The organism is Metallibacterium sp. (genome assembly GCF_054637675.1).
On record NZ_JBTSRB010000015.1, the window covers coordinates 1 to 23,253 of the forward strand.

The window sequence follows — 23,253 nt, forward strand, 5'->3', positions numbered from 1 at the left end:
GCCCCGCGGCGGGGGCGCGGGCCGCCGCCACTGGCAGATCGAGCAGCAGCGTGCGATCCGGCTTGAGATCCAGCGCGGCCCATTGCTCCAGCGCGCGAATGCGCGCGACGGGCTGGCCGCGCCCACCCCCCTGATAGGCGTAGCTGGCATCGGTGTAGCGGTCGCTGAGCACCCACCGCCCCACCGCCAGCGCCGGCGCGATGAGCTTGCGCACCAACTCGGCGCGCGCGGCGAACATCAGCAGCAATTCGGCCTCGGCGCTGAGCCCGGCCTGCGCGGGATCGAGCAGCAGTGCGCGCAGCGCCTCGCCCAGTGCGGTGCCGCCGGGCTCGCGCGTGCGCAGCGGATCGACGCCCTGCGCGCGCAGCCAGCTTTCGAGACCGCTGAGCAGCGTGCTCTTGCCAGCGCCCTCGCCGCCTTCCAGGGTAATGAAGCGTCCGCGTGTCATGGCTGCCGGTGCAGGATGTATTTGTCCACGGCCTGGTTTTGCTCCTGCAAGGTGTCGGAAAACTGGTGCGTGCCGTTGCCCCTGGCGACGAAGTACAGCGCCTTGCCCGGCGCCGGATGCAGCGCGGCTTGCAGTGCTGGCGCGCCGGGCATGCAGATCGGCGTGGGCGGCAGACCATAGCGCGTGTACGTGTTGTACGCGGTGTCGGTTTCCAGATCCTTGCGCGTGATGTCACCGTGGTAAGCCGCGCCGAGACCGTAGATGACACTGGGATCGGTCTGCAGCTTCATGCCGATTTCAAGACGCCGCACGAACACGCCGGCGATACGCGGTCGCTCGCTGGCCAGCGCGGATTCCTTCTCCACGATCGAGGCCAGGATCAACGCCTGATACGGCGTCTGCAGCGGCAACCCCGGAGCGCGCGCCGCCCAGTCCGCGGCCAGCGTGCGCTGCATGGCCGCGTGCGCGCGGCGCAACACGTCCAGATCGGAATCACCCAGCACGTAGGCGTAGGTCTGCGGCAACAGCCAGCCTTCGGGATTGGGGCCGTCGATGCCGAGGCGCTGCGCCACTTGCGCGTCACTGAGATTTTGCAGCGTGTGGCGCAGTTTGGGCGCCTGCGCCAGCGCCGCGCGCACCTGGGCGAAGGTCCAGCCATCGACCAGGGTGAACATGTGCTGCACCACGCGACCTTCGGCCATGCGCGTCAGCAGCGTGCGCGGAGTCAGCTTGGCATCGAGCGCGTACTCGCCGGCGTGCAGGCGATCGCTAACGCCCATGCTGGCGGCCAGCGCGCGCCAGTACAGCTCCGGCGCGTGCGTGACGCCTCGCTGCCGTAACATTGCAATGATTGATCGCAAAGTCGCGCCGCGCGGGATATCGATACTGTGTGCCGCAGTCTGCGCCAGCGGCGCACCGGCAAAGTCGCGGTAATCGCGATACAGCCAAGCCGCCGCGACGATGGCCAGCACCGCGACGGCGATGATCGCCATCACAGTCACGCGCCAACCCTGCGCCTTGTTCATGCCGTCACTCCCGTTCGGACGCCGCGCGCGGCGAACACGGCCTGCAGCGCAGCATCCGTGAGCGCTGCCAGACCCAGCGCGAAAGCCTAACCGTATTCCGCGAGCAGACCAATGCGCCTGGAGCCCACGCTGCGTACATTGATGGAATTCAGAGCGCGCGGAACACCAGCGTACCGTTGGTGCCGCCGAATCCGAACGAGTTGGACAGAATCACGCGCAGCGGCGCCTGGCGTGCAGTGTTGGGCACGAAATCCAGATCGCAGCCCGCGCCCGGATGATCGAGGTTGATGGTCGGTGGCACTACGCCGTCGCGCAGCGCCAGCACCGAGAAGATTGCCTCGACACCGCCGGCGGCGCCGAGCAAATGCCCAGTCATGGATTTGGTCGAGCTGACCATGAGCTTGTGCGCCGCGGCGCCGAACAGGCTCTTGATGCCCTGCACCTCGGCCAGATCACCGGCCGGGGTCGAGGTGCCGTGCGCATTGATGTAATCCACGTCCTCGGGATTGAGCGCGGCATCGCGCAGCGCGTTCTTCATGCAGCGCGCGCCGCCCTCGCCGCTTTCGCTGGGCGCGGTGATATGGAACGCATCGCCGCTCATGCCGAAGCCGGTCAGTTCACAGTAGATGCGCGCGCCGCGCTTGCGCGCGTGCTGGTAATCCTCGAGCACTAGCACGCCGGCACCGTTGGACAGCACGAAACCGTCGCGATCGCGATCCCACGGACGGCTGGCGCGCATCGGCTCATCGTTGCGCGTGGACAGCGCGCGCGCCGCGCAAAAGCCGCCCACCGCGGTGCCACTGGTGGCGTATTCGGAGCCGCCAGCGATCATCGCGTCGGCATCGCCGTACTGGATCATGCGCATGGCCAAGCCGAGGTTGTGCGTGGCCGTAGTGCAGGCGGTGACGCAGGCGATGTTGGGGCCTTTCAGGCCCAGCATGATCGAAAGGTTGCCCGAGATCATGTTGATGATCGAGCTGGGCACGAAGAACGGCGAGATCTTGCGCACCCCACCCTCGTGGAAGGTGATGCTGGTGCGCTCGATGGTGGCGATGCCGCCGATGCCCGCGCCGACGGCTACGCCGATGCGCTCGGCGTCGTGCTCGTGCGGGTGCAGGCCGGCGTCCTTGAGCGCGTCCATCGCGGCGGCGACGCCGTAGTGGATGAACGGGTCCATCTTCTTGACATCCTTGGCCGGCACGTAAGCGGCGGGATCGAAGTCGCGCACCTCGCCGGCGATGCGTGTGGGAAACGTGGCCGCATCGAACTGGGTGAGCGGACCGATGCCGCTGCGGCCTTCACGGATCGCGCACCAGGCGCTGACCAGATCATTGCCGACCGGCGACTTGATGCCCATGCCCGTGATCACGACGCGCCGCTTGCTCACGCTCTACCTACCTCGGGTCACACCCGATTGACTGGCTGCGCACGCCATACGCAAGCGCAGGGATGTATACAAAACGAAAGCTGCGTCTCGCGACGCAGCTTTGCTGTTTTCGCCGCGGCAGCGGCCGCCAACCACGCAGGCTCAGGCCTTGACGTGCGCCTTGATGTAATCGACCGCCTGCTGCACGGTGGTGATCTTCTCGGCTTCCTCGTCGGGGATCTCGCATTCGAACTCTTCCTCGAGCGCCATCACCAGCTCGACGGTATCCAGCGAGTCGGCACCCAGATCGTCCACGAACGAAGCCGTGGCGGTGACATCGTCCTCTTTCACGCCCAGCTGCTCGACAACGATCTTCTTGACGCGTTCTTCGATGGTGCTCATGGGTTGCATAGCCTCGCGGTAAAAAAGCCGGCGCATTGTAGTGTGAAAGCAAGGGTGTCGCTACTCGCCGTGCGCAGCGCCCCGTGGAGTCGATCACGGCATGTACATGCCACCGTTGACGTGCAGGGTCTCGCCGGTGATGTAGGCCGCAGCCGACGAGGCCAAAAACAATACCGCCTGGGCGATGTCCTCGGGCTTGCCAAGGCGACCCAGCGCGATCGTGGCTTCAAGCATCTTGCGCTGATCCTCGCCCAGCGCGCGCGTCATGTCGGTATCGATGAAACCCGGCGCGACCACGTTGACGGTGATGCCACGCGAGCCGATCTCGCGCGCCAAGGATTTGGAAAACGCGATGATGCCAGCCTTGGCCGCAGCATAATTGGTTTGCCCCGGATTGCCGGTGACGCCGACCACCGAGGCAATACTGATGATGCGCCCCTTGCGCGCCTTCATCATGCTGCGCAGCACGGCCTTGCTGGTGCGATACACCGAGCTCAGGTTGGTATCCAGGACCGCCCGCCAGTCCTCGTCCTTCATGCGCAGCAACAGCTGATCGCGGGTGATACCCGCGTTGTTGACCAGGATCGACAGCGCACCGTGCTCCATGATGATGGACTCGATCAGCGCCTCGACTGCGCCGTCGTCGGTGACATTGAGCACACGCCCCTGCCCGCCGTGCGCGGCCAGACGCTGACCGATGGCCTCGGCGCCGGCGGCGCTGGTGGCGGTGCCAATCACGCGCGCACCGGCGGCGGCGAGGGTATCGGCGATCGCCGCGCCGATGCCGCGGCTGGCGCCGGTCACCAGCGCGATTTCACCAGCCAGAGAAGTGTTCATCGAAACTCCACGAATCAATGCAATGCGTCAACTTGTTCGCGTGCCAACATGCTCAAAAGCCTGGCTGGCAGTTGCAACTCCCGACTGCCCATTTTCCACTGTCACTGCGCGATCCCCGACATCCAACCGGTCAGCCATGCGCCACCCGCCACGCGCCCAGCGCCGCATCCAGCTCGGCCGGCGTGCCCAGCGCACGCGCGTCGATGGACTTGTCGATGCGCTTGACCAAGCCACTCAGCACCTTGCCTGGCCCGCACTCGGCCACGCGCGTGATGCCCAGCGCGGCCAGCGCCTGCACACTCTCGGTCCAGCGCACCGGCATGTACAGTTGGCGCTCCAGCGCAGCGCGGATGTATTCAATGCTGCCATAGGCGCGCGCCTCGACGTTTTGTACGACCGGAACCACCGGCATGCGCCAGGCAATGCTGGCCATGCGCTCGGCCAGTCGCGCCGAAGCCTCGCGCATCAGTTCACAGTGCGAGGGTACCGACACCGGCAGACGGATGGCCTTGCGCACGCCACGCTCGGCCAGCAGCGCCAGTGCGCGATCCACCGCCTCGGCTTGGCCGGCGATCACGGTCTGGCCCGGTGCGTTGAAATTGGCTGGCGCCACGATCTGACCCTCGGCGACTTGCACGCAGACCTCGGCGATCATGGCATCGTCGCCGCCCAGCAGCGCCGCCATGGCACCCTCGCCCTGCGGCACGGCCTCTTGCATCAAGCGCCCACGCTCGGCCACCAAGGCCGCGGCCTCGTCCAGATCAAGCGCATCGGCGGCAACCAGCGCGGTGTACTCGCCCAGACTGTGCCCGGCCATCAGCTCCGGCAGCGCGCCGCCCAGCTTGCGCCAAACACGCCACACTGCGATGCCCGCCGCCAGCAGCGCCGGCTGGGTGTGCTCGGTGCGGTTGAGCTGATCCTCCGGCCCCTGCTGCGCGAGCGCCCACAAATCATGGCTTACGGCCGCCGAGGCTTCGGCAAACGCCGCTTCGATCTCGACATGTTGCGCGGCCAACTCGGACAGCATGCCAACTGCCTGTGAGCCCTGACCGGGGAACACGAATGCCAGATTCGGGACTGGGGACTCGGGACTCGGGACTCGGGAAACTGCATTCATGACGTATGCCATCGAACAATGTGCGTGTGTGGGCGCGGAATGCGCCAATACCGTTGCAAACACGAGTCCCGGATCCCCGGTCCCGGCATTAGTAGCGGATCAGCGCCGAAGCCCAGGTGAAGCCGCCACCGAAGGCCTCCAGCAACAGGGTCTGGCCGCGCTGCACCTTGCCCGAGCGCACCGCCTCATCCAGCGCCAGCGGCACCGATGCAGACGAGGTGTTGCCGTGGCGATCGACGGTGACGATCACGCGCTCCATCGGCAGGTGCAAGCGTCTGGCGGTAGCTTCGATGATGCGCAGGTTGGCCTGGTGCGGGATCAGCCAGTCGACCTGCGCTTCGCCCACACCCGCGGCTTCCAGCGTTTCTCCGACGATGCGATCCAGCGTGCGCACCGCGACCTTGAACACTTCGTTGCCGCTCATGCGAATGCACACGCCGGCATTGGACTCGTTGGCATGGAAACCCACCGACACACCCACCGGGCTGTACAGCAGATCCTTGTGGCCACCGTCGGCGTGCAGCTTGGTGGCCAGGATGCCAGGCTCGGCGCTGGCTTCCAGCACCACGGCGCCAGCGCCATCGCCAAACAGCACACAGGTGGCACGATCGCCCCAGTCGACCATGCGCGTCAGCGTCTCGGCGCCGACCACCAGCGCCTTGCGCGCGCTGCCGGCGCGGATGAAATTGTCGGCCACGCCCAGCGCGTAGAGGAATCCCGAGCACGCCGCGTTGACATCGAACGCCGCGCAGCCGTTGGCGCCCAGGCGATGCTGCAGCAGGCAGGCGGTGGACGGGAAGATGAGATCCGGCGTGGTTGTGCCAACGATGATCAGGTCCAGATCACGCGCTTCGACGCCGGCGCTGGCCAGCGCCGCAGTCGCGGCATGAAACGACAGGTCGCCGGTGGTTTCGCCCTCGGCCGCCTTGCGCCGTTCGCGGATGCCGGTGCGCGAACGAATCCACTCGTCGCTGGTTTCGACCAGGCGTTCGAGGTCAGCGTTGGTGACAACGTGGCTGGGCAGATAGCTGCCCGTGCCGGCGATGCGTGAGTACATCAGACCTGTCCCCGGAAGATTCGAGCTTGTCCACGGCCGCGTTGGACGGCCGTGCGCGCGCAGTGGAGCCGCAGGCTCAGTCTTCGTCGACGACAGCGGCCCGGGTCTGGATGACCTTCTTGCCGCGGTAGTAGCCGTCCTTGGTGATGTGATGGCGACGATGCACTTCGCCGCTGGTCGGATCGGTAGCCAATTGCACCGGCACCAGCGCGTCGTGGGAACGACGCATGCCACGCCGGGAGGGCGTCTTGCGGCTTTTTTGCACTGCCATGGGGTATCTCCGATAACTCTCAGTCGTGTTTCAGTTTGTGCAATCCCGCAAACGGATGCGGGGGCGTTGCAACAGGTTCCTGCGCTTTGGCTTGCCAGGGCGCGATCGCGCTCTCGCTGCCGGGACGCACCGGCACCAGCGGCAACGCCAGCAGCAATTCGTCCTCGATCACATCCTCCAGACGAATCGAGTCCTGCACCAGTAGCGCCTCGTAGCCTGGCGGCAGGGCGAATTCATCGGCCTCGTCGCGGATCAGGCCGAGCCGCAGGTCCAGCGCCAGCATGGTGCGAAAAGGCTCCAGCGTGCGTTGGCACAACAGATCGACCGCCGCGCGAACCTGCAACTCAAGATAGGCCGCGCCCAGATCATCGCGGCCGAATTCGAGCTGATAGTTCACATCCCCCGAGTCACCGGCCAGCAGCGGCCGCAGCCTCGCCAGCCTGGCAACGGGAAAGGATCCGATAAAGGACCGCCGCGCGGAAACCATGCGCCAGGCGTCCACCGACTCGGGCAGATGCGCGGACATGAAGGCGGAATGTTAGCAGCGCACGGCGCCAAGTCAATCGCTTGCAACGCTCAGCCGGGGGCTTGCGGCGCCGCGCTCGCTTCGGGCGTGGCCTCGATCTGATCGAGAAAATCCACCGCGCGGCGCAGATGCGGAATCACGATCGACCCACCCACCAGCAGGCCGACCTGAAAGATCTCCAGCATTTCCTCGCGGCTGACCCCGGCTTGCCGGCACTGCGCCACGTGGTAGCTCACGCAATCATCGCAACGCAACACCAGCGATGCCACCAGGCCCAGCATCTCCTTGGTTTTCACCTCCAGCGCGCCGTTCTTGTAGCACTGCGTGTCCAGCGCGAAGAAGCGTCGCACGACCTGATTGTCGTGCTCGAGAATGCGCGTGTTCATGCGCTGGCGAAATTCGGTGAACTGCTGGATGCGCTCGTTCATGTGCCCTGCTCCGTCAGCCATGCGGCGAGGCGACCGTCGCGATCGGCCGCAGCCAGGTCATCGAAACCGCCGACATGCTGCGCACCGATGAAGATCTGCGGCACCGTGCGCCGCCCGGCGCTGCGCGCCAGCATGGTTTCACGCGCTGCGGGGTCGCTGTCCACGCGCATTTCGTTGTAGCCGAGGCCGCGCGCCTTGAGCAGGTTCTTGGCGGCCACGCAGTACGGGCATACCGCCGTGGTGTAGATGAGGATGGGGGGCTGCGACACTGCGAACTCCTGCTTGATGAACATATTCGAGGCGAATCGAGATGAGGATTCTGCACGTCATTCGCGAATGGGAACGAGCGCGCGCACGTCACGCACGATGAGGTTGCAGGCGCGAAACATCAAGCCATGCACGCAAAAGCCGCGGCCGCGTTGTGCAAAGCGCGGCTTGAAGATCGTTGTACCGCGCTGGCGGGCGCAACGGACTGCGGCTAACGTAATGCAACTCCGATTCCGCCTCGCCCATGCGTTTGCGCCCCCTGCTGCTGTCCTCGTGCCTCGCCGCCGTTGCGCTGATCCCCGCCGCAACCGCCCAGGACGATGTGCGTCTGCCACATCTGGGCAGCAATGCCGACCAGGCCTTCACCCAGGCCGAAGCCGAAGCCTACGGCGCGTCCATGCTGCGCCAGATGCGCGCGCTGGGCCTGGTTCTGGATGATCCGCTGGCCACGCAATACATCAACGCGCTGGGCTACCGGCTGGTGTCCAGCAGCGAATCGCCCAAGACCCGCTTCACCTTTTTCATCCCGCGCGAGGACGTGATCAACTCGTTCGCAGCGCCCGGCGGCTACGTCGGCATCAACTCGGGCCTGATCACCGCGACGCAAAGCGAGGACGAACTGGCCGCGGTGATGGCGCATGAAATCAGTCACATCGAGCAGCATCATCTGCAGCGCGCCTTCGACGATGCCAGGAAGACCACACCGCTGTATGCATTGGCCATGCTGGGCGCGCTGGCCGCGGCGGTCGGCAGCAGCAACGTCAACGCGCCCATGGCCATCGCTTCGCTGGGAAAGGGTCTGGCGCTGCAGCGGCAGATCAACTTTACGCGCAAGGACGAGGCCGAGGCCGATCGCGTAGGCATCCAGACGCTGGCCAACGCCGGCTTCGATCCGGATGGCATGGCTGAATTCTTCAGTCGCATGCAACTGCTGCTGCGCGCCGACAGTGGCGGTTATGAAGTGCCGGCGCTGCTGCAAGACCACCCGGTGACCACGCTGCGCATCGCCGAGGCCGAGGCACGCGCGCACACACTCAAGGCGCAGATGGCGCAGCGCCAATCGCTGCCCCCCACCAGCGCGCGGCTGCCCACGTGGGAAACCTCACTGGTGCCGGTGCCGATGCTGCGACAGCCGGATGATTGGTTCAGCGCAGCGCAGCGCAGCGATGCGCCCGGCAGCAAAGCCGCACACGATTACTACCTGATGATGCGCGAGCGTGTGCGCGTGCTCTGCAGCACCGATTTGAACAGTCTGGCGCGCTACTACGCCGACAATCTCGTACGCCATCCGAGTTTCGATATCCCGTCCAATCATTACGGCTACGCACTGGTGCTGATGCGCAGCAACCACGCCGACGCCGCGCTCAAGCAGCTCGCACCGTTGCTCGCGCAAGACCCTGACAACCTGCCGCTGCGCCTGGCCGTGGCGCACGCCGAACTGCTGGCTGGGCAACGCGCGCAAGCACTGGCGCACTACGCGCGCATCAGCCACGACTGGCCGCGCAACCAGGCCGTCGCGCTGGACTATGCCAGTGCCCTGATCCTCGGCGCGAACCAGGCCGAAGGCGCCAGGGCCGAAGCCCTGCTGCGCCCGCAACTGAACGACAGCGACGCCCCCGAGGTGTACCGCATCTATGGTCGCGCCGCCGAGCTGGCCGGGCTGAAAATCCGCGCCGCCGAGGCCTTTGCCGATGCCACGTTTCTGTCCGGTCACGCCGCCGCGGCACTGGACCAGCTCACGCGCCTGAGTCAGCGCTCCGATCTGGATTACGCGCAGCGCGCGCGCATCGATGCGCGCATCGCCTGGCTTACGCCGATCGTGCTGGACCAGCGCCGCCTGCGCGCCCACTCGGTCGGTGCGGACGGCGGCGACAGTCTCTGATGACAAGTGCATGACAGCGACAGTCTGCGCAAACGCGGCCAACAGCCTTGCCGAGCGCTGCCAACCCGCTCCAAGCAACGCAATGCACGCCGCAGATGCATTTTTGTCATCGCGCTGCAATATCGGAAGACTGCAATAATCCCGTCAACCGCCGGGGATTGCATCGTGCAAAAGCGCATCTTGATCGTCGAAGACGAGGCATCGATCCGCGACATGGTCGCATTCGCCCTGCGCAAGGCAGGCATGGACCCGATCCACGCCGCCGACGCGCGCGCCGCGCAACTGGCGATCGCGGATAAAGTGCCCGATCTGATTCTGCTGGACTGGATGCTGCCCGGACTCAGCGGGCTGGACTTGGCGCGGCGCCTGCGCAAGGAGCAGATCTCGCGCGAGGTGCCGATCATCATGCTCACCGCGCGCGGCGAGGAGATGGATCGCGTCAACGGCCTCGAGGCCGGCGTCGATGATTACGTGGTCAAGCCGTTCTCCTCGCGCGAACTGGTGGCGCGCATCCGCGCGGTGCTGCGCCGCAGTCAGGGCGAGGATGGCGAGGGCATGGTCGAGGTCGGCAAGCTGCGCCTCGATGGCCCCGCGCATCGCGTGCACGCCGACGCGCAGCCGGTGCCGATCGGCCCCACCGAGTACCGCCTGCTGCACTTTTTCATGACCCACCCGGACCGCGTGTACTCGCGCACGCAATTGCTCGATCACATCTGGGGCAGCAGCGTGTACGTCGAGGAGCGCACCGTGGACGTGCATATCCGCCGCCTGCGCAAAACCCTCGAACCGTTCGGCCTCGACGCCATGGTGCAAACCGTGCGCAGCGCCGGTTACCGCCTCTCCGCCGACGCCTGAGGCATGCCGCGCAGCCGCCTGATCAACGCAGTTCTGCTCGGCGGCTGGCTGCTGGCTGTCACCTTGCTTGCTTATCTTGTGCGTCAACCGCTGGCCGGGTTCGCCGTGGCCGCCGCTCTTGCGCTCATCTGGATGTCCTGGTCCATGCAACGTTTGCGTTCCCTCCCCGCGCCCAGCGTCACGCCTGCCGATACGCCCGCGCACCCTGGCCACGATCCGCGCCGCGTGCGCCTGCTGGCGGCGCAGTTCCGTGCGCTGCGCAACGCCGTGGCGGCGCTGCCCGACGCGGTAGTGCTGCTGGATGATCAATGTCACGCGCTGTGGTTCAACCCCGCCGCTGGCGCCCTGCTGGGCTTGCAGCGGCCACTGCATCTGCACTGCAATCTGCGCGAGCAACTGCGCGACACGGCCATCGGCGACTGGCTGGCCGCGGGCGCCAACGAGCCTTTGCAAGACGCGCCAGCGCCGCAAGATCCGCTGCGCCATCTGTCACTGTCGCTGATCCCGGTTGGTGAATCGCAACGCCTGCTGCTGGCGCGCGACATCAGCACGCTGGCACGGCTGGAGCAGATGCGCCGCGATTTCGTGGCCAACGTCTCGCACGAGTTGCGCACGCCGCTGACGGTGATCCACGGCTATCTCGAATTGCTCGATCCGGAAGACGTGCCGCAACTGGCTGGCGTGCTCAACGACATGCGCGGGCAATCCAAGCGCATGGCGCAAATCGTCGAGGATCTGCTGACCCTGTCGCGCCTGGAAACCCAGACCGGCGCCAACGAGGAGCCCGTGGCGATGGCGCCACTGCTGGCCACGCTGCGTCGCGAGGCCGAGGCGCTCAGCCAGGGCCGCCACCGCATCACGCTGGAAGTCGAAACTCCCGCCGACTTGTTCGGCTCGCTGAAGGATCTGCACAGCGCCTGCTCGAATCTGGTCAGCAACGCCGTGCGCTACACCCCCAGCGGCGGCGGCATCCGCATTCGCTGGGAGCGGCGCGACGATGGCAACGGCGCATTTTCGGTGATCGACACCGGCTACGGCATCCCCGCACATCACATCAGCCGTCTCACCGAGCGCTTCTACCGCGTATCCTCCAGCCGCTCGCGTGACAGCGGCGGTACCGGACTGGGACTGTCCATCGTCAAGCACGCGCTGGGCATGCATCAGGCGCGCATCGAGATCCGCAGCGAGCCAGGCCAAGGCTCGACCTTCACCGCGCTGTTCCCGGCCGCGCGCATGCTGCTGCCGATCGCCGCAGCCGATGCGGCGCCCGTGGACTGAGGCAGCACAGGCGCAGGCTTGCCGCAAATCGCCGCGCGCGCGATGCTGGCGGGCCGCACGGACCGATCCATGGACGCATTGACCGACCTTTCCCGCAACGAGCTGTATCTCAACCGCGAACTCGCGGCGCTGGAATTCAACTTCCGCGTGCTGGCGCAGGCGCGCGATCCGCGCATGCCGCTGCTGGAACGCATGCGCTTCATGTGCATCTCGTCCAGCAATCTGGACGAGTTCTTCGAGGTGCGTGTCGCCGTGTTGCGCCAGCACATCAGCTATGGCGATGCGCGCCCCGGCCCGGACGGGCTGGCGCCCGGCGAAGTGCTGGCGCGCATCCGCGAACGCGCGCTGGAGCTGGTCGGCGAGCAATACCGCGTGTGGGCCGAGGAATTGCAGCCGGCGCTGGCCGAGGAAGGTGTGCGCTTCCTCACCCGCGACCGCTGGAGCGCGCGCCAGAAACGCTGGCTGCAGGGCTATTTCCGCAACGAGATCCTGCCGGTGCTGTCGCCGCTGGGGCTGGACCCGGCGCATCCGTTCCCGCGCATTCTTAACAAGAGCCTGAACATCGCCGTGGTGCTGGAAGGCCGCGACGCCTTCGGCCGCGCCGGACACATGGCGCTGGTGCGCGCACCGCGCTCGCTGCCACGACTGATCCGCCTGCCGGCGCAGGTTTCCGACGCGCCTTGCGAGTTCGTGTTTCTGGCCGGGCTGCTGCAACAGTTCGCCGACGAGATGTTTCCCGGCTTCAAGGTGCAGGGCTCGTATCAGTTCCGCGTCACCCGCAACAGCGAGCTGACCGTGGAGGAAGAGGAAGTCGAGAACCTCGCCAGCGCGCTGACCGCCGAGTTGATCGAGCGCGGCTTCGCGCGCCCGGTGCGCCTGGAGGTTGCCGAAAACTGCCCCAAGCCGATCACCGATCTGCTGATGGCCAATTTCGAGTTGAGCGAGCAGGACGTGTATCGCTGCGCCGGGCCGGTCAATCTCAGCCGCGTGGTCTCGATCTTCGACCAGGTGGATCGCGCCGATCTCAAGTTCCGGCCGTTCACCCCGCGCCTCAGTCCCGCGCTGGCGCAAGGCGCCAATGTGTTCGAGGTGGTCGGCAAGCGCGACGTGCTGCTGCATCATCCCTACGAGTCGTTCCAGTCGGTGATGGAGATGCTGCGCCAGGCGGCTACCGATCCCGATGTACTGGCGGTCAAGCAAACGTTGTACCGCGTCGGCAGCGACTCACCACTGGTCGAGCATCTGGTCGAAGCGGCGCGCGCCGGCAAGGACGTGACCGTGGTGGTGGAACTGCGCGCGCGCTTCGACGAGGAAGCCAACATTCGCCTCGCCAATCGCCTGCAGAGCGCGGGCGTGCAGGTGGTCTACGGCGTGGTCGGCTACAAGACTCACGCCAAGATGCTGCTGGTGGTGCGCCGCGAGGGCCGCAAGCTGCGTCGCTATGTGCATCTGTCCACCGGCAACTATCACCAGATCACCTCGCGTCTATACACCGACATCGGCCTGATGACCGCGCATGCCGAAATCGGCGAGGACGTGCACAAGGTGTTCCAGCAGCTTTCCGGGCTGGGACCGACGATCAAACTGACGCGCCTGCTGCAATCGCCGTTCACGCTTTACAAGGGATTGCTGCAACGCATCGAGCGCGAAATCAGCCACGCTGGCGCGGACAAGCCAGCACGCATCATCGCGCGCATGAACGCGCTCAACGAGCCCGGCGTAGTCGAGGCGCTGTATCGCGCCTCGGCCGCCGGGGTCGAGATCGACCTGATCGTGCGCGGCGCCTGCACGCTGCGCCCGGGCCTGCCTGGCATTTCCGAGCGCATCCGCGTGCGTTCGATTGTCGGGCGGTTTCTGGAGCACAGCCGCGTGTACTGGTTCGCCAATGACGGCGCGCCGGAGCTGTTCTGCTCCAGCGCCGACTGGATGGAGCGCAACCTGATGCAGCGTATCGAGGTGTGCTTTCCGATCCTCGACGCAACACTTGCGCAACGCGTCTATGACGAGACGCTGGCGAATTATATCAGCGACAACGCGCAGGCTTGGATTCTGCAGCCGGATGGCCGCTACGAGCGCGCTGCGCGCGGCGACGGTCCCGCGCACTCGGCGCAGCGCACGCTGCTGGCCAAGCTCACCGGCTGAGTCCCCACCGCACGCAACCGCGCTCATGCGTGCCGCTGCACCGCAGCGCGCAGCCGCTGGCGTCAATACGGGGGCGGAGTAAAATACTTCGTCCTCGCCCCGGCCCCGCGGCCTTCATTCGCCACCGCGCGCAACGCGCCGGTGCTGGCTCCCACACTTTTCTTTCGCCGCCCGCGCTGGCGGCTCCATTTCCTGGAGTAGTCATCGATGATCTTCGAAACCCTCGCAACCTACGGTCACGAGCAGGTGGTGTTTTGCCATCAGAAGGATGTTGGCCTGAAGGCCATCATCGCCATCCACAACACCGTGCTCGGGCCATCGCTGGGCGGACTGCGCATGTGGGCGTACAAGACCGAGCAGGAAGCGCTGAACGACGTGCTGCGCCTGTCGCGCGGCATGACTTACAAGAACGCCGTGGCCGGCCTGAACCTGGGTGGTGGCAAGGCGGTGATCATCGGTGATCCGACCAGGGACAAGTCCGAGGCGCTGTTCCGCGCATTCGGCCGCTTCGTGCAATCGCTGGGCGGCCGCTACATCACCGCCGAGGACGTTGGCATCGATGTCAACGACATGGAATACGTGTTTCGCGAAACCGAATTCGTCACTGGCGTGCATCAGGTGCACGGTGGCTCGGGCGATCCCTCGCCGTTCACCGCCTACGGCACCCTGCAAGGCCTGATGGCCGCGCTCAACCACAAGTACGGGCATGAGGACGTGGGCAAGCCCAGCTACGCAGTGCAGGGCGTCGGCCACGTTGGCCTGGAATTCGTCAAGCTGCTGCGCGAGCAGGGCGCCAAGGTGTTCGTGACCGACATCAACAAGGTCGCGGTGCAGCGCTGCGTGGATGAATTCGGCTGCGAGGCGGTGGGACTGGATGATATCTACGATGTCGATGCCGATGTCTACAGCCCGGCCGCGCTGGGTGGCACCGTCAATGAGCAAACCCTGCCGCGCCTCAAGTGCAAGATCATCTGCGGTCCTGCCAACAACCAGTTGGCCAACGACGCCATCGGCGATGAAGTGACCCGGCGCGGCATTCTGTACGCGCCCGATTACGCGGTGAACGCCGGCGGCGTGATGAACGTGTCGCTGGAAATCGACGGCTACAACCGCGAACGCGCCATGCGCATGATGCGCACGATCTACTACAACGTCGGGCGTATCTTCCAGATCGCGGATCGTGACGGCATCGCCACCTACAAGGCCGCCGACCGCATGGCCGAGGAGCGCATCGCCACCATCGGCAAGATCAAGCTGCCAACCATGGGCAACGGCCCACGCTTTCTGGGGCGCATGCGTGGGCAGTGAGTGAAGCGCGGTAACCGGGAACAGGAATCCGGTAGCCGGTTATCCAGTCTTCCATCACACTGAGCGACGGAGACTTGCATCGTGCTGCCGCTGACTTCGACCTCCCGTTCAAAAGCAAGCCGCCCGATTGTTGAGCAAGTGTCTTCCTGGCACTTGCTCGAGTTGCGAGTCCTGCGCAAGTCCATAGCCGCTCCCGCTTCTGGCTTCCGGTTACCGGCTACCGGTTGCCTGCTTCCAGCTACCGGTTACCCGTTCCCTGCTACCGGCTGACCCCCATGCGCCCGTTCTCCCTCGATGAAGACCTCGATCTGCTGCGCGACAGCGTGCGCGCGTTTGCGGACAAGGAAATCGCGCCGCGCGCGGATCGCATCGATCGCGAGAACGAGTTCCCCGACGACCTCTGGCGCAAGCTGGGTGAGCTGGGCCTGCTCGGCATCACCGTGGCGCCCGAGTTCGGTGGCAGCGGCATGGGTTACCTCGCGCACCTGGTGGCGATGGAGGAAATCTCGCGCGCCTCGGGTTCGGTCGGCCTGAGCTACGGCGCGCACAGCAATTTGTGCGTCAACAATATCTTTCTCAACGGCAGCACCGAGCAGCGCGCACGTTATCTGCCCAGGCTGTGCAGTGGCGAGTGGATCGGCGCGCTGGCCATGAGCGAACCTGGTGCCGGCTCCGATGTGGTCGGCTCGATGGCGTGCCGCGCCGAACGCAAGGGCGATCACTGGATCGCCAACGGTTCGAAAATGTGGATCACCAACGGCCCCAACGCCGATGTGCTGGTGGTGTATCTGCGCACCAGTGGACGTGAGGCCGGCAGCCGCAGCATGACCGCCTTCATCGTCGAGAAAGGCATGCCGGGTTTCTCCACCGCGCAAAAGCTGGACAAGCTGGGCATGCGCGGCTCCAACACCTGCGAGTTGGTGTTCGAGAACTGCGCGATCCCCGACGCCAACCGCGTCGGCGAGGTCAACGAAGGCGTGCGCGTGCTGATGAGTGGCCTCGACAGCGAGCGTCTGGTGCTGGCCGGCGGCCCGATCGGGCTGATGCAGGCGGCGCTGGACATCACCCTGCCCTACGTGCGCGAGCGCAAGCAGTTCAACGCGCCGATCGGTACCTTCGAGCTGATGCAGGCCAAGATTGCGGATATGTACACCGCGCTGCAATCGACGCGCGCCTATGCCTACATGGTCGCGCAGCAGTTCGACCGCAAGCAGCGCTCGCGCATCGATCCGGCCTCGTGCCTGCTGCTGGCTAGCGAGAACGCGGTACAGGTGGCGCTGGAGGCGATCCAGGCGCTGGGCGGCAACGGCTACATCAACGACTACCCGACCGGGCGCATCCTGCGCGACGCCAAGCTCTACGCCATCGGCGCCGGTACCAACGAGATCCGGCGCATGCTGATCGGGCGCGAGCTGTTCCACGGCAAGTCCTGATGCAATATGCGCCGAACACGTTTGCGGCAGCGCAACAGACGGCGTGATAATTGGGCCTTTCCATGATTCGCGGCACCCCCTGCCGCACGGAGTACAGCAATGTCTGACATCATCATCGCCGGCGCCAAGCGCACCGCGATCGGCTCGTTCCTCGGCCAGTTCACCGGCGTGCCCACACCCACGCTGGGCGCCACCGCGATCCGCGCCGCGCTGGCACACGCCGGGCTCGCGCCTGATCAAGTGTCCGAGGTGATCATGGGCTGCGTGCTGCCCGCCAATCTCGGGCAGGCGCCGGCGCGTCAGGCCGCGCTGGCCGCGGGCCTGCCGGCCAGCGCCGGCTGCACCACGATCAACAAGGTTTGCGGCTCGGGCATGAAGGCGGTGATGCTGGCGCATGATCTGATCCGCGCCGGCAGCGCCGATGTCGTGGTCGCCGGCGGCATGGAGTCGATGACCAACGCCCCGCACATGCTGCAGGCGCGCATCGGCATCCGCTACGGCGAGGGCACGCTGGTCGATCACATGGCCTGGGATGGCCTGACCAACCCCTACGACGGCAAGGCCATGGGCGTGTTCGGCGAGCTGTGCGCCGACAAGTACCACTTCACGCGCGAAGCACAGGATGCGTTCGCGGCCGAGTCGGTGCGTCGCGCGCTGGCCGCGCAACAAAGCGGCGCTTTCGCTGGCGAGATCGTTCCGGTGAAAGTGTCCACGCGCAAGGGCGAGCTCGAATTCAGCTCCGACGAGCAGCCCGGTCGTTGCGACATCGGCAAGATCCCCAGCCTCAAGCCGGCGTTCCGCAAGGACAACGGCACGATCACCGCGGCCAGTTCATCGAGCATTTCCGATGGCGCTGCGGCGCTGGTGCTGCTGCGCGCCGAGGACGCAGTGCGCCGCAACCTCAAGCCGCTGGCGCGCGTGATCGCGCACGCCACCCACTCGCAGGAGCCGGAGTGGTTCACCACCGCGCCGGTGGGTGCCATCCAGAAAGTGCTGGACAAGGCCGGTTGGCGCGTCGAGGACGTCGATTTGTTCGAGGTCAACGAGGCCTTCGCGGTGGTGGCGATGGCACCGATGCGCGAGCTGGGCATCAAGCACGAACGCCTCAACGTACACGGCGGCGCCTGCGCGCTGGGTCACCCCATCGGTGCCAGCGGCGCGCGCCTGATCGTGACTCTGATCCACGCCATGACCCAGCGCAAGGTCAAGCGCGGCGTCGCAGCGCTGTGCATCGGCGGCGGCGAGGCCACCGCCATCGCCATCGAATTGGCTTGAAATCGTATGCGCGCAACCCGCGCCGCTGATGCCGCGACCTTGTGCTGCACTGGCTTGCGCGCGTGTATTGTCGTTAAATAGCAGTATGGTTTCCGGGTTGACCGGTCGTTACGCGGCGCTTGCGCCCACAATGGCCGAGCTTGCAGCAATGGGGAATTCATTGCGGCGGCTTTGTACCGGACAGGTTTTCTGCGCTGACGTCGGGCCCGCGTCAGCGCAGAGCAGACGACGATTGGAAGCCGGGCCGCTTGCGGGAGTGCGTTTTTGTGGCATGCTCCCACTGGCGCCGGCGTTAAAGTCGCGTTTTAATATGGCGGCCATCCTTTGGCACTCACGGCATTTAGGAGAGACACACAATGAAGCTCACCCGCATCATTTTTGCGGCTTCGCTGGTTGCGTTGCTGGCTGCTTGCAGCCATCAGGAATCCAGCGAGCAGGCTCCGGCCGCCGCCAGTTCGGCTGCCATGGCACCGACTGAGGCTCCGGCCCCGGCCATGTCCAGCACGGCCGCTGCTCCGGCTTCGGCCAGCACCGCTGCCCCGGCTCCGGCCACCACGGCTGCGGCTCCGGCTGAACCCAGCACCGCTGCTCACGGCGGCTGATCGGTTCATCCCGATCACGAAAAACCGGTCGCAGTTGCGGCCGGTTTTTTTGTCCACGGAATCGTCCGCGCGCGGGTATCGCCGCCACCGACACGCCCTTATCATGCACAGGCATTCAAGCGGCCGAGAGCATGAGCATTCTCACCACGCGCATCGATGCGCGCTCCCCCGAGTTCCTCGCTAACGCCGAGCGCATGCGCAGCCTGGTGGCGGATCTGCGCCAGCAACTGGACCGCGCCGCCGCCGGTGGCGACGCCAAAGCACGCGACAAGCACTGCGCACGCGGCAAGCTGCTGCCGCGCGAGCGCATCAGCGTGCTGCTGGATGCCGGCAGTCCGTTTCTTGAAATCGCCCCGCTGGCCGCGCACGGCATGTACGAGGGCCAGGCGCCGGCTGCCGGGCTGATCGCCGGCATCGGCCGCGTGCACGGTCGCGAAGTGCTGGTGATCGCCAACGACGCCACGGTCAAGGGCGGCACCTACTTCCCGATGACGGTGAAAAAACACTTGCGCGCGCAGGAGATTGCGCTGGAAAACCGCCTGCCCTGCGTGTACCTAGTGGATTCCGGTGGCGCCTTCCTGCCGTTGCAGGACGAGGTGTTTCCCGACCGCGAGCATTTCGGCCGCATCTTCTACAACCAGGCACGCATGAGCGCGCTGGGCATCGCCCAGATCGCGGTGGTGATGGGCTCGTGCACCGCCGGTGGCGCTTACGTGCCGGCGATGAGCGACGAGACCATCATCGTCAGGGACCAGGGCACGATTTTTCTCGGTGGTCCGCCGCTGGTGAAAGCCGCCACCGGTGAGATCGTCGATGCCGAGGCGCTGGGCGGCGCCGATGTGCACACCGCGATCTCGGGGGTGGCCGACCACTACGCCGAGAACGACCGCCACGCCCTGCAACTGGCGCGCGATGCCATCACCCAGAGCAACCGCCCCGCCGCACCGCAGCCGCCGCAAGCTCCGCGCGCGCCACGCCTTGCCGCCGATGAACTGTACGGCATCGTGCCGCTGGACGCGCGCCAACCCTACGACGTACACGAGATCATCGCGCGCCTGGTCGACGACTCCGAGTTCCACGAGTTCAAGGCACGCTACGGCAAGACGCTGGTGACCGGCTTCGCGCACCTGTGGGGCTTCCCGGTGGGCATCGTGGCCAACAACGGGATTCTGTTTTCCGAGTCCGCGCTCAAAGGCGCGCACTTCATCGAGCTGTGCGCACAGCGCGGCGTGCCGCTGATATTCCTGCAAAACATCACCGGCTTCATGGTGGGGAAAAAATACGAAAATGGCGGCATCGCCCGTGACGGCGCCAAGATGGTCACCGCCGTCGCCTGCGCCGCGGTACCCAAGTTCACCGTGGTCATCGGTGGCAGCTTCGGCGCTGGCAATTACGCCATGTGCGGGCGCGCCTACGGAGGGCGCTTTCTGTGGATGTGGCCCAACGCGCGCATCAGCGTGATGGGCGGCGAGCAGGCCGCCAGCGTGCTGGCCACGGTGCGCCGCGACGGCCTCGAAGCGCAGGGCAGGATCTGGAGCAGCGAAGATGAGGAAGCCTTCAAGGCTCCGATCCGCTCGCAGTACGAGCACCAGGGCCATCCCTGGTACGCCACCGCCCGACTGTGGGACGACGGCATCATCGATCCTATCGATACGCGGCGCGTGCTGGGGCTGGCGATCTCGGCGAGCCTCAACGCCCCGATCGAATCCACGCGCTTCGGCGTGTTCCGCATGTAGCGCCGCTCGGATTCAGCGGTGCTTGCGCACGCGAAGTTGCACTGCGCCACTGCGACCACTCAGAAAAACTCATATTCCAACTGGAAGCGCAGCGTGCGGTCGGGCGAGCCGTTGACGGTACCAAACAGCAGCGCGGCGTCGTACTTCAGCGTGCGTCCGGCACCCAGCGCGGCGCGTCCGAAGAATGCCGGACCGAGCTTGTTCTCGGCGGCATGCAGGTAGCCGATGCGACCGAACGAGCCGAAACCCTGCAGGCCCGGCTCGAACAGCGCGTTGCCGCGCCACTTCCACTGCCATGCGTACTCGAATTCGGTGCCGGGCTCGCGATCGCTGGCGAGGCCGCGCGTGAACAGCAGGTTGAGGTTGACCAGGGCGCGACCGAATTCCTTCTGCAACATCGGCCCCAGCTCGATGTAATTCTTTTTCTCGATCCGATCGTGGGCGATTTCGGCGAACAGGCCGACGTCCATCCAGTATTCGCCGATCTCGGTCAGCTGGAACACGTTCTCCCATTCGTAGCCCTCGATCCGCGCGGCATTACCCGGCATCTTGGCGTAGAACACCGCGAGTTCGGTGAACCAGCGTGGCGCGATGCCGTAGCCAATGTCGGTGACATACTGTTGCGCGCGGTCGCCGGACTGGCCAGGCCACTGCTGGGCACCGCCGCGCAGCTCCAGCTCCCACTCGCCGTAGCTGACCTGGGGTGTGTAAACCTTGGACGCGGGGCCAGCCTGCGTCAACGCCGGTACGCACGCGAGCAGCAGCAGCGCGAGCGCGCGATGGCAGCGAATCAACAATCGGTTGCGGATCATCGGAATACCCCTGGTGTCTGGAATCGAAGCGAACGGAACCTGCGCGCCGCGGCGGCACAGTGATTGCGGAACGAGGAAAATTCAGTCGGTCATGGCGCGTCGTGCCGCCTCCGGGCGCATCCCGCGCGCCGGCCTCCCCGCGAAGCGCATGCCGACGCTCAGCAACATGACCGTCGCCAGCCAGGCCAGCAACTGGATCGGCGTCGGCCGTGCGGTGTAGCCCACCAGCACGTGCAATGCCTGGCCCGGCAGCGAGCGCTCGCTGAGCAGCGCACCGGTATTCCAGAGCGGCTCGCCCAGCGCCGGTAGCAAGTTGGCCTGCACCAGGAACGCCATCGCGTCCGCCGCCAGCCCGGCCGCCAGCAGGATCAACAGCGCATTGGTGGCGCCGAAAAAATGCCGCAGCGGGATGCGTAACAGACCGAAGTACAGCAGCAAGCCGATCGTCATGCCGGCCGTGAGGCCCAGCGCCAGTCCCGCACTCAGGTGGCCGGCGCCGTCGGCGAGCATGCCGTAGAGGAACAGCACCACCTCGGAGCCCTCGCGCAGCACCGCCAGCGCCACCACCACGACCAGCACGGCCAGCGGGCTGGCGCCAGCGCGCACGGCCTGCCCCACGCCCTGCATGCGCGCGGCCAGTTCGCGCCCGTGCGATGCCATCCAGACGACATGCCAGGCGATCATCAGCACCGCCGCCAACAGCACCGTCGCGTTGAAGACCTCCTGGCCGACGCCGCTGAACAGCGCGGCGATGCGACCGGCGCCCAGCGCCACCAGCACCGCGCCGAGCACGCCCAGACTGATGCCACCTAGAAGTGCCACACCGCGGCGTGACACGCCGCGCGTCGCCGCGGCCACGATCGAGACGATCAGCGCCGCCTCGAGCACCTCACGGAACACCAGCAGGGCAATCGCGAGCATGGTCTCACTCCACGCGCAGCAAGCCCTGCGCCGTCGCAGGGTTGAACTCACCGAAAAAGTGGTACTGCCCCGGCCGCAGCGGACCGACGAAGATCACCGCGCTGCTGTTCGGAAGGATCACCTTCTCGCGGTCGAAGTCGTTGCTCTCGAACTCCTCCGGCGTGGCGTCGCGGTTCTCGACCACCAGCTTCACCTTGGTGTTGGCGGGAATCGTCAGCGTGACCGGCTGAAAGCGATGGTTCACGATCGCCAGCCGGAGCGTCAGCGGTTCGGCGGCCACTGCAATGCGCGCAGTACCCGTGGCTGCAAACGCGAGCACACCGGACAAGAGAATGGAAATGCGATGCGGCATGACGAGTCCTCCAAAGATGTAGCGAATAATAACGATTCGTATTTGCTATTACAAGATGGCAAGAGTCCCGTGGTCCGGCCCGCTATCATTCCCGCCCTGCCCGGGAGTTCGCATGTCCAGTCCACTCGAAATCACCCGCACGGGAGCTGTCGCCCGCCTGACCTTGGCCCGCCCGCAAGTGCACAACGCCTTCGACGATGACCTGATCGCGCAGTTGACCGAGGCGCTGCTGGAGACCGATGCCGACCCGAGCGTGCGCGCCGTGGTGCTGACCGGCAGCGGCAGCACTTATTCGGCCGGGGCGGATCTGGACTGGATGCGGCGCATGGCGACTGCAGGCGCCGAGGAGAATCGCGCCGATGCGCTGCGCCTCGCGACGCTGATGCGCACGCTCAATTTCCTGTCCAAACCGACCCTCGCCCGCGTCAACGGCGCGGCTTACGGTGGCGGCGTCGGCTTGATCGCCTGCTGCGACATCGCGATCGGCATCGAGGGCGCCAAGTTCGCGCTCAGCGAGGTCAAGCTTGGTCTGGTGCCGGCGGTGATCTCGCCCTACGTCGTCGCGGCGATCGGCGCACGTCATGCGCGGCGGCTGTTCGTCAGCGGGGAAGTGTTCGATGCCGCCGCAGCCCTGCGCATCGGGCTGCTGCACCAGTGCGTGCCGGCAGCGGATCTGGACGTTGCGGTCGATCGCGCCCTGCATGCACTGGGCAAGGGCGGGCCGCTGGCCCAGCACGAGGCCAAGCGGCTCGCGCTGCGGCTGTCCGGGATGACGCCGGACAGCACCGATGCACTCGATCGTGAACATGCCACGCTGATCGCCACGTTGCGCGTTTCGCCCGAGGGCCAGCAAGGTCTCGGCGCGTTTCTGGACAAGAGATCGCCGTGCTGGATCGCACCCTCCGAATGAGCA

The 23,253-nt window shown here is 66.1% G+C and carries 24 protein-coding genes; 10 read left to right on the forward strand and 14 right to left on the reverse strand.

Features of this window, described 5'->3' with window-relative positions; genetic code table 11:
• From tmk to grxC, 11 genes are all read right to left on the reverse strand, one after another.
• Positions 1 to 448: dTMP kinase (tmk, locus tag ACYDAT_RS06825; protein ID WP_461449166.1), on the reverse strand; the 448-nt coding region annotated here is incomplete at its 3' end.
• Positions 445 to 1,473, reverse strand: coding sequence for an endolytic transglycosylase MltG (mltG, locus tag ACYDAT_RS06830; protein ID WP_461438362.1), 1,029 nt, complete (start codon positions 1,471 to 1,473; stop codon positions 445 to 447). The genes mltG and tmk, both read right to left, overlap by 4 nt.
• 148 nt (positions 1,474 to 1,621) lie before the next feature.
• Positions 1,622 to 2,860 (reverse strand): beta-ketoacyl-ACP synthase II, encoded by a 1,239-nt coding sequence (fabF, locus tag ACYDAT_RS06835; protein WP_461438363.1) that lies wholly within the window; start codon positions 2,858 to 2,860, stop codon positions 1,622 to 1,624.
• 141 nt (positions 2,861 to 3,001) lie between these two features.
• Positions 3,002 to 3,241, reverse strand: coding sequence for an acyl carrier protein (gene acpP, locus ACYDAT_RS06840; protein WP_081128385.1), 240 nt, complete (start codon positions 3,239 to 3,241; stop codon positions 3,002 to 3,004).
• A gap of 93 nt (positions 3,242 to 3,334) precedes the next feature.
• The gene (fabG, locus tag ACYDAT_RS06845) at positions 3,335 to 4,078 is read right to left on the reverse strand and encodes a 3-oxoacyl-ACP reductase FabG (RefSeq protein ID WP_461449168.1); all 744 of its coding nucleotides are present in this window, start codon (positions 4,076 to 4,078) and stop codon (positions 3,335 to 3,337) included.
• A gap of 130 nt (positions 4,079 to 4,208) precedes the next feature.
• Positions 4,209 to 5,195: an ACP S-malonyltransferase gene (fabD, locus tag ACYDAT_RS06850; protein WP_461438365.1), complete on the reverse strand. Its 987-nt coding sequence runs from the start codon at positions 5,193 to 5,195 to the stop codon at positions 4,209 to 4,211.
• 88 nt (positions 5,196 to 5,283) lie between these two features.
• Positions 5,284 to 6,252 (reverse strand): beta-ketoacyl-ACP synthase III, encoded by a 969-nt coding sequence (locus ACYDAT_RS06855; protein WP_461449170.1) that lies wholly within the window; start codon positions 6,250 to 6,252, stop codon positions 5,284 to 5,286.
• Positions 6,253 to 6,328: 76 nt separating this feature from the next.
• Complete coding sequence (gene rpmF, locus ACYDAT_RS06860) at positions 6,329 to 6,523, reverse strand: 50S ribosomal protein L32 (protein WP_461438367.1); 195 nt, start codon at positions 6,521 to 6,523, stop codon at positions 6,329 to 6,331.
• A gap of 19 nt (positions 6,524 to 6,542) precedes the next feature.
• Positions 6,543 to 7,049 carry a YceD family protein gene (locus tag ACYDAT_RS06865; protein WP_461438368.1) on the reverse strand — a complete coding sequence of 169 codons (507 nt, stop codon included), beginning with the start codon at positions 7,047 to 7,049 and terminating at the stop codon, positions 6,543 to 6,545.
• A gap of 50 nt (positions 7,050 to 7,099) precedes the next feature.
• The gene (locus ACYDAT_RS06870) at positions 7,100 to 7,477 is read right to left on the reverse strand and encodes a carboxymuconolactone decarboxylase family protein (RefSeq protein ID WP_461449172.1); all 378 of its coding nucleotides are present in this window, start codon (positions 7,475 to 7,477) and stop codon (positions 7,100 to 7,102) included.
• Complete coding sequence (gene grxC, locus ACYDAT_RS06875; protein ID WP_461449174.1) at positions 7,474 to 7,770, reverse strand: glutaredoxin 3; 297 nt, start codon at positions 7,768 to 7,770, stop codon at positions 7,474 to 7,476. The genes ACYDAT_RS06870 and grxC overlap by 4 nt, the downstream gene beginning before the upstream one ends.
• Before the next feature lie 218 nt (positions 7,771 to 7,988).
• On the opposite strand from grxC, the gene ACYDAT_RS06880 reads away from it, so the two are divergent.
• The 9 genes from ACYDAT_RS06880 (at position 7,989) to ACYDAT_RS06920 (ending at position 20,255) form a co-directional block, all read left to right on the forward strand.
• A complete protein-coding gene (locus ACYDAT_RS06880; protein WP_461449176.1) occupies positions 7,989 to 9,626 on the forward strand; it encodes a M48 family metalloprotease in 1,638 nt (545 codons plus the stop codon).
• A gap of 165 nt (positions 9,627 to 9,791) precedes the next feature.
• Positions 9,792 to 10,481, forward strand: a complete 690-nt coding sequence (phoB, locus tag ACYDAT_RS06885; protein WP_461438372.1) for a phosphate regulon transcriptional regulator PhoB — start codon at positions 9,792 to 9,794, stop codon at positions 10,479 to 10,481.
• A gap of 3 nt (positions 10,482 to 10,484) precedes the next feature.
• Positions 10,485 to 11,759 (forward strand): phosphate regulon sensor histidine kinase PhoR, encoded by a 1,275-nt coding sequence (gene phoR / locus ACYDAT_RS06890; protein ID WP_461449178.1) that lies wholly within the window; start codon positions 10,485 to 10,487, stop codon positions 11,757 to 11,759.
• A 69-nt stretch (positions 11,760 to 11,828) separates the two neighbouring features.
• Entirely contained in the window at positions 11,829 to 13,901 is a 2,073-nt protein-coding gene (gene ppk1, locus ACYDAT_RS06895) for a polyphosphate kinase 1 (protein WP_461438374.1), read from the forward strand.
• Positions 13,902 to 14,108: 207 nt separating this feature from the next.
• A complete protein-coding gene (locus tag ACYDAT_RS06900) occupies positions 14,109 to 15,209 on the forward strand; it encodes a Glu/Leu/Phe/Val dehydrogenase dimerization domain-containing protein (protein WP_461438375.1) in 1,101 nt (366 codons plus the stop codon).
• Positions 15,210 to 15,484: 275 nt separating this feature from the next.
• On the forward strand, positions 15,485 to 16,642 hold the full coding sequence (locus ACYDAT_RS06905) for an isovaleryl-CoA dehydrogenase (protein ID WP_461438376.1): 1,158 nt from the start codon (positions 15,485 to 15,487) through the stop codon (positions 16,640 to 16,642).
• A 99-nt stretch (positions 16,643 to 16,741) separates the two neighbouring features.
• Positions 16,742 to 17,917, forward strand: coding sequence for an acetyl-CoA C-acyltransferase (locus tag ACYDAT_RS06910; protein WP_461438377.1), 1,176 nt, complete (start codon positions 16,742 to 16,744; stop codon positions 17,915 to 17,917).
• A gap of 356 nt (positions 17,918 to 18,273) precedes the next feature.
• Positions 18,274 to 18,519 carry a hypothetical protein gene (locus ACYDAT_RS06915; protein WP_461438378.1) on the forward strand — a complete coding sequence of 82 codons (246 nt, stop codon included), beginning with the start codon at positions 18,274 to 18,276 and terminating at the stop codon, positions 18,517 to 18,519.
• A 131-nt stretch (positions 18,520 to 18,650) separates the two neighbouring features.
• Entirely contained in the window at positions 18,651 to 20,255 is a 1,605-nt protein-coding gene (locus ACYDAT_RS06920; protein WP_461449180.1) for a carboxyl transferase domain-containing protein, read from the forward strand.
• Between the two features lie 59 nt (positions 20,256 to 20,314).
• Here ACYDAT_RS06920 and ACYDAT_RS06925 read toward each other — a convergent pair whose 3' ends face one another.
• The 3 genes from ACYDAT_RS06925 to ACYDAT_RS06935 form a co-directional block, all read right to left on the reverse strand.
• The gene (locus tag ACYDAT_RS06925) at positions 20,315 to 21,067 is read right to left on the reverse strand and encodes a hypothetical protein (protein WP_461438380.1); all 753 of its coding nucleotides are present in this window, start codon (positions 21,065 to 21,067) and stop codon (positions 20,315 to 20,317) included.
• An 81-nt stretch (positions 21,068 to 21,148) separates the two neighbouring features.
• Complete coding sequence (locus ACYDAT_RS06930) at positions 21,149 to 21,988, reverse strand: FTR1 family iron permease (RefSeq protein ID WP_461438381.1); 840 nt, start codon at positions 21,986 to 21,988, stop codon at positions 21,149 to 21,151.
• Between the two features lie 4 nt (positions 21,989 to 21,992).
• On the reverse strand, positions 21,993 to 22,340 hold the full coding sequence (locus ACYDAT_RS06935; protein WP_461449182.1) for a cupredoxin domain-containing protein: 348 nt from the start codon (positions 22,338 to 22,340) through the stop codon (positions 21,993 to 21,995).
• Between the two features lie 112 nt (positions 22,341 to 22,452).
• On the opposite strand from ACYDAT_RS06935, the gene ACYDAT_RS06940 reads away from it, so the two are divergent.
• A complete protein-coding gene (locus tag ACYDAT_RS06940; RefSeq protein ID WP_461449184.1) occupies positions 22,453 to 23,250 on the forward strand; it encodes an enoyl-CoA hydratase-related protein in 798 nt (265 codons plus the stop codon).
• The last annotated feature ends 3 nt before the right edge of the window (positions 23,251 to 23,253 follow it).

What these genes read in the sequence shown, in the direction of transcription:
- mltG (WP_461438362.1), bottom strand. Translation starts at nt 1,473, where the DNA reads ATGAACAAGGCGCAGGGTTGGCGCGTGACTGTGATGGCGATCATCGCC.
- acpP (WP_081128385.1), bottom strand. Translation starts at nt 3,241, where the DNA reads ATGAGCACCATCGAAGAACGCGTCAAGAAGATCGTTGTCGAGCAGCTG.
- fabG (WP_461449168.1), bottom strand. Translation starts at nt 4,078, where the DNA reads ATGAACACTTCTCTGGCTGGTGAAATCGCGCTGGTGACCGGCGCCAGC.
- fabD (WP_461438365.1), bottom strand. Translation starts at nt 5,195, where the DNA reads ATGAATGCAGTTTCCCGAGTCCCGAGTCCCGAGTCCCCAGTCCCGAAT.
- ACYDAT_RS06855 (WP_461449170.1), bottom strand. Translation starts at nt 6,252, where the DNA reads ATGTACTCACGCATCGCCGGCACGGGCAGCTATCTGCCCAGCCACGTT.
- rpmF (WP_461438367.1), bottom strand. Translation starts at nt 6,523, where the DNA reads ATGGCAGTGCAAAAAAGCCGCAAGACGCCCTCCCGGCGTGGCATGCGT.
- ACYDAT_RS06865 (WP_461438368.1), bottom strand. Translation starts at nt 7,049, where the DNA reads ATGTCCGCGCATCTGCCCGAGTCGGTGGACGCCTGGCGCATGGTTTCC.
- ACYDAT_RS06870 (WP_461449172.1), bottom strand. Translation starts at nt 7,477, where the DNA reads ATGAACGAGCGCATCCAGCAGTTCACCGAATTTCGCCAGCGCATGAAC.
- grxC (WP_461449174.1), bottom strand. Translation starts at nt 7,770, where the DNA reads ATGTTCATCAAGCAGGAGTTCGCAGTGTCGCAGCCCCCCATCCTCATC.
- ACYDAT_RS06880 (WP_461449176.1), top strand. Translation starts at nt 7,989, where the DNA reads ATGCGTTTGCGCCCCCTGCTGCTGTCCTCGTGCCTCGCCGCCGTTGCG.
- phoR (WP_461449178.1), top strand. Translation starts at nt 10,485, where the DNA reads ATGCCGCGCAGCCGCCTGATCAACGCAGTTCTGCTCGGCGGCTGGCTG.
- ppk1 (WP_461438374.1), top strand. Translation starts at nt 11,829, where the DNA reads ATGGACGCATTGACCGACCTTTCCCGCAACGAGCTGTATCTCAACCGC.
- ACYDAT_RS06900 (WP_461438375.1), top strand. Translation starts at nt 14,109, where the DNA reads ATGATCTTCGAAACCCTCGCAACCTACGGTCACGAGCAGGTGGTGTTT.
- ACYDAT_RS06905 (WP_461438376.1), top strand. Translation starts at nt 15,485, where the DNA reads ATGCGCCCGTTCTCCCTCGATGAAGACCTCGATCTGCTGCGCGACAGC.
- ACYDAT_RS06910 (WP_461438377.1), top strand. Translation starts at nt 16,742, where the DNA reads ATGTCTGACATCATCATCGCCGGCGCCAAGCGCACCGCGATCGGCTCG.
- ACYDAT_RS06915 (WP_461438378.1), top strand. Translation starts at nt 18,274, where the DNA reads ATGAAGCTCACCCGCATCATTTTTGCGGCTTCGCTGGTTGCGTTGCTG.
- ACYDAT_RS06920 (WP_461449180.1), top strand. Translation starts at nt 18,651, where the DNA reads ATGAGCATTCTCACCACGCGCATCGATGCGCGCTCCCCCGAGTTCCTC.
- ACYDAT_RS06925 (WP_461438380.1), bottom strand. Translation starts at nt 21,067, where the DNA reads ATGATCCGCAACCGATTGTTGATTCGCTGCCATCGCGCGCTCGCGCTG.
- ACYDAT_RS06930 (WP_461438381.1), bottom strand. Translation starts at nt 21,988, where the DNA reads ATGCTCGCGATTGCCCTGCTGGTGTTCCGTGAGGTGCTCGAGGCGGCG.
- ACYDAT_RS06935 (WP_461449182.1), bottom strand. Translation starts at nt 22,340, where the DNA reads ATGCCGCATCGCATTTCCATTCTCTTGTCCGGTGTGCTCGCGTTTGCA.
- ACYDAT_RS06940 (WP_461449184.1), top strand. Translation starts at nt 22,453, where the DNA reads ATGTCCAGTCCACTCGAAATCACCCGCACGGGAGCTGTCGCCCGCCTG.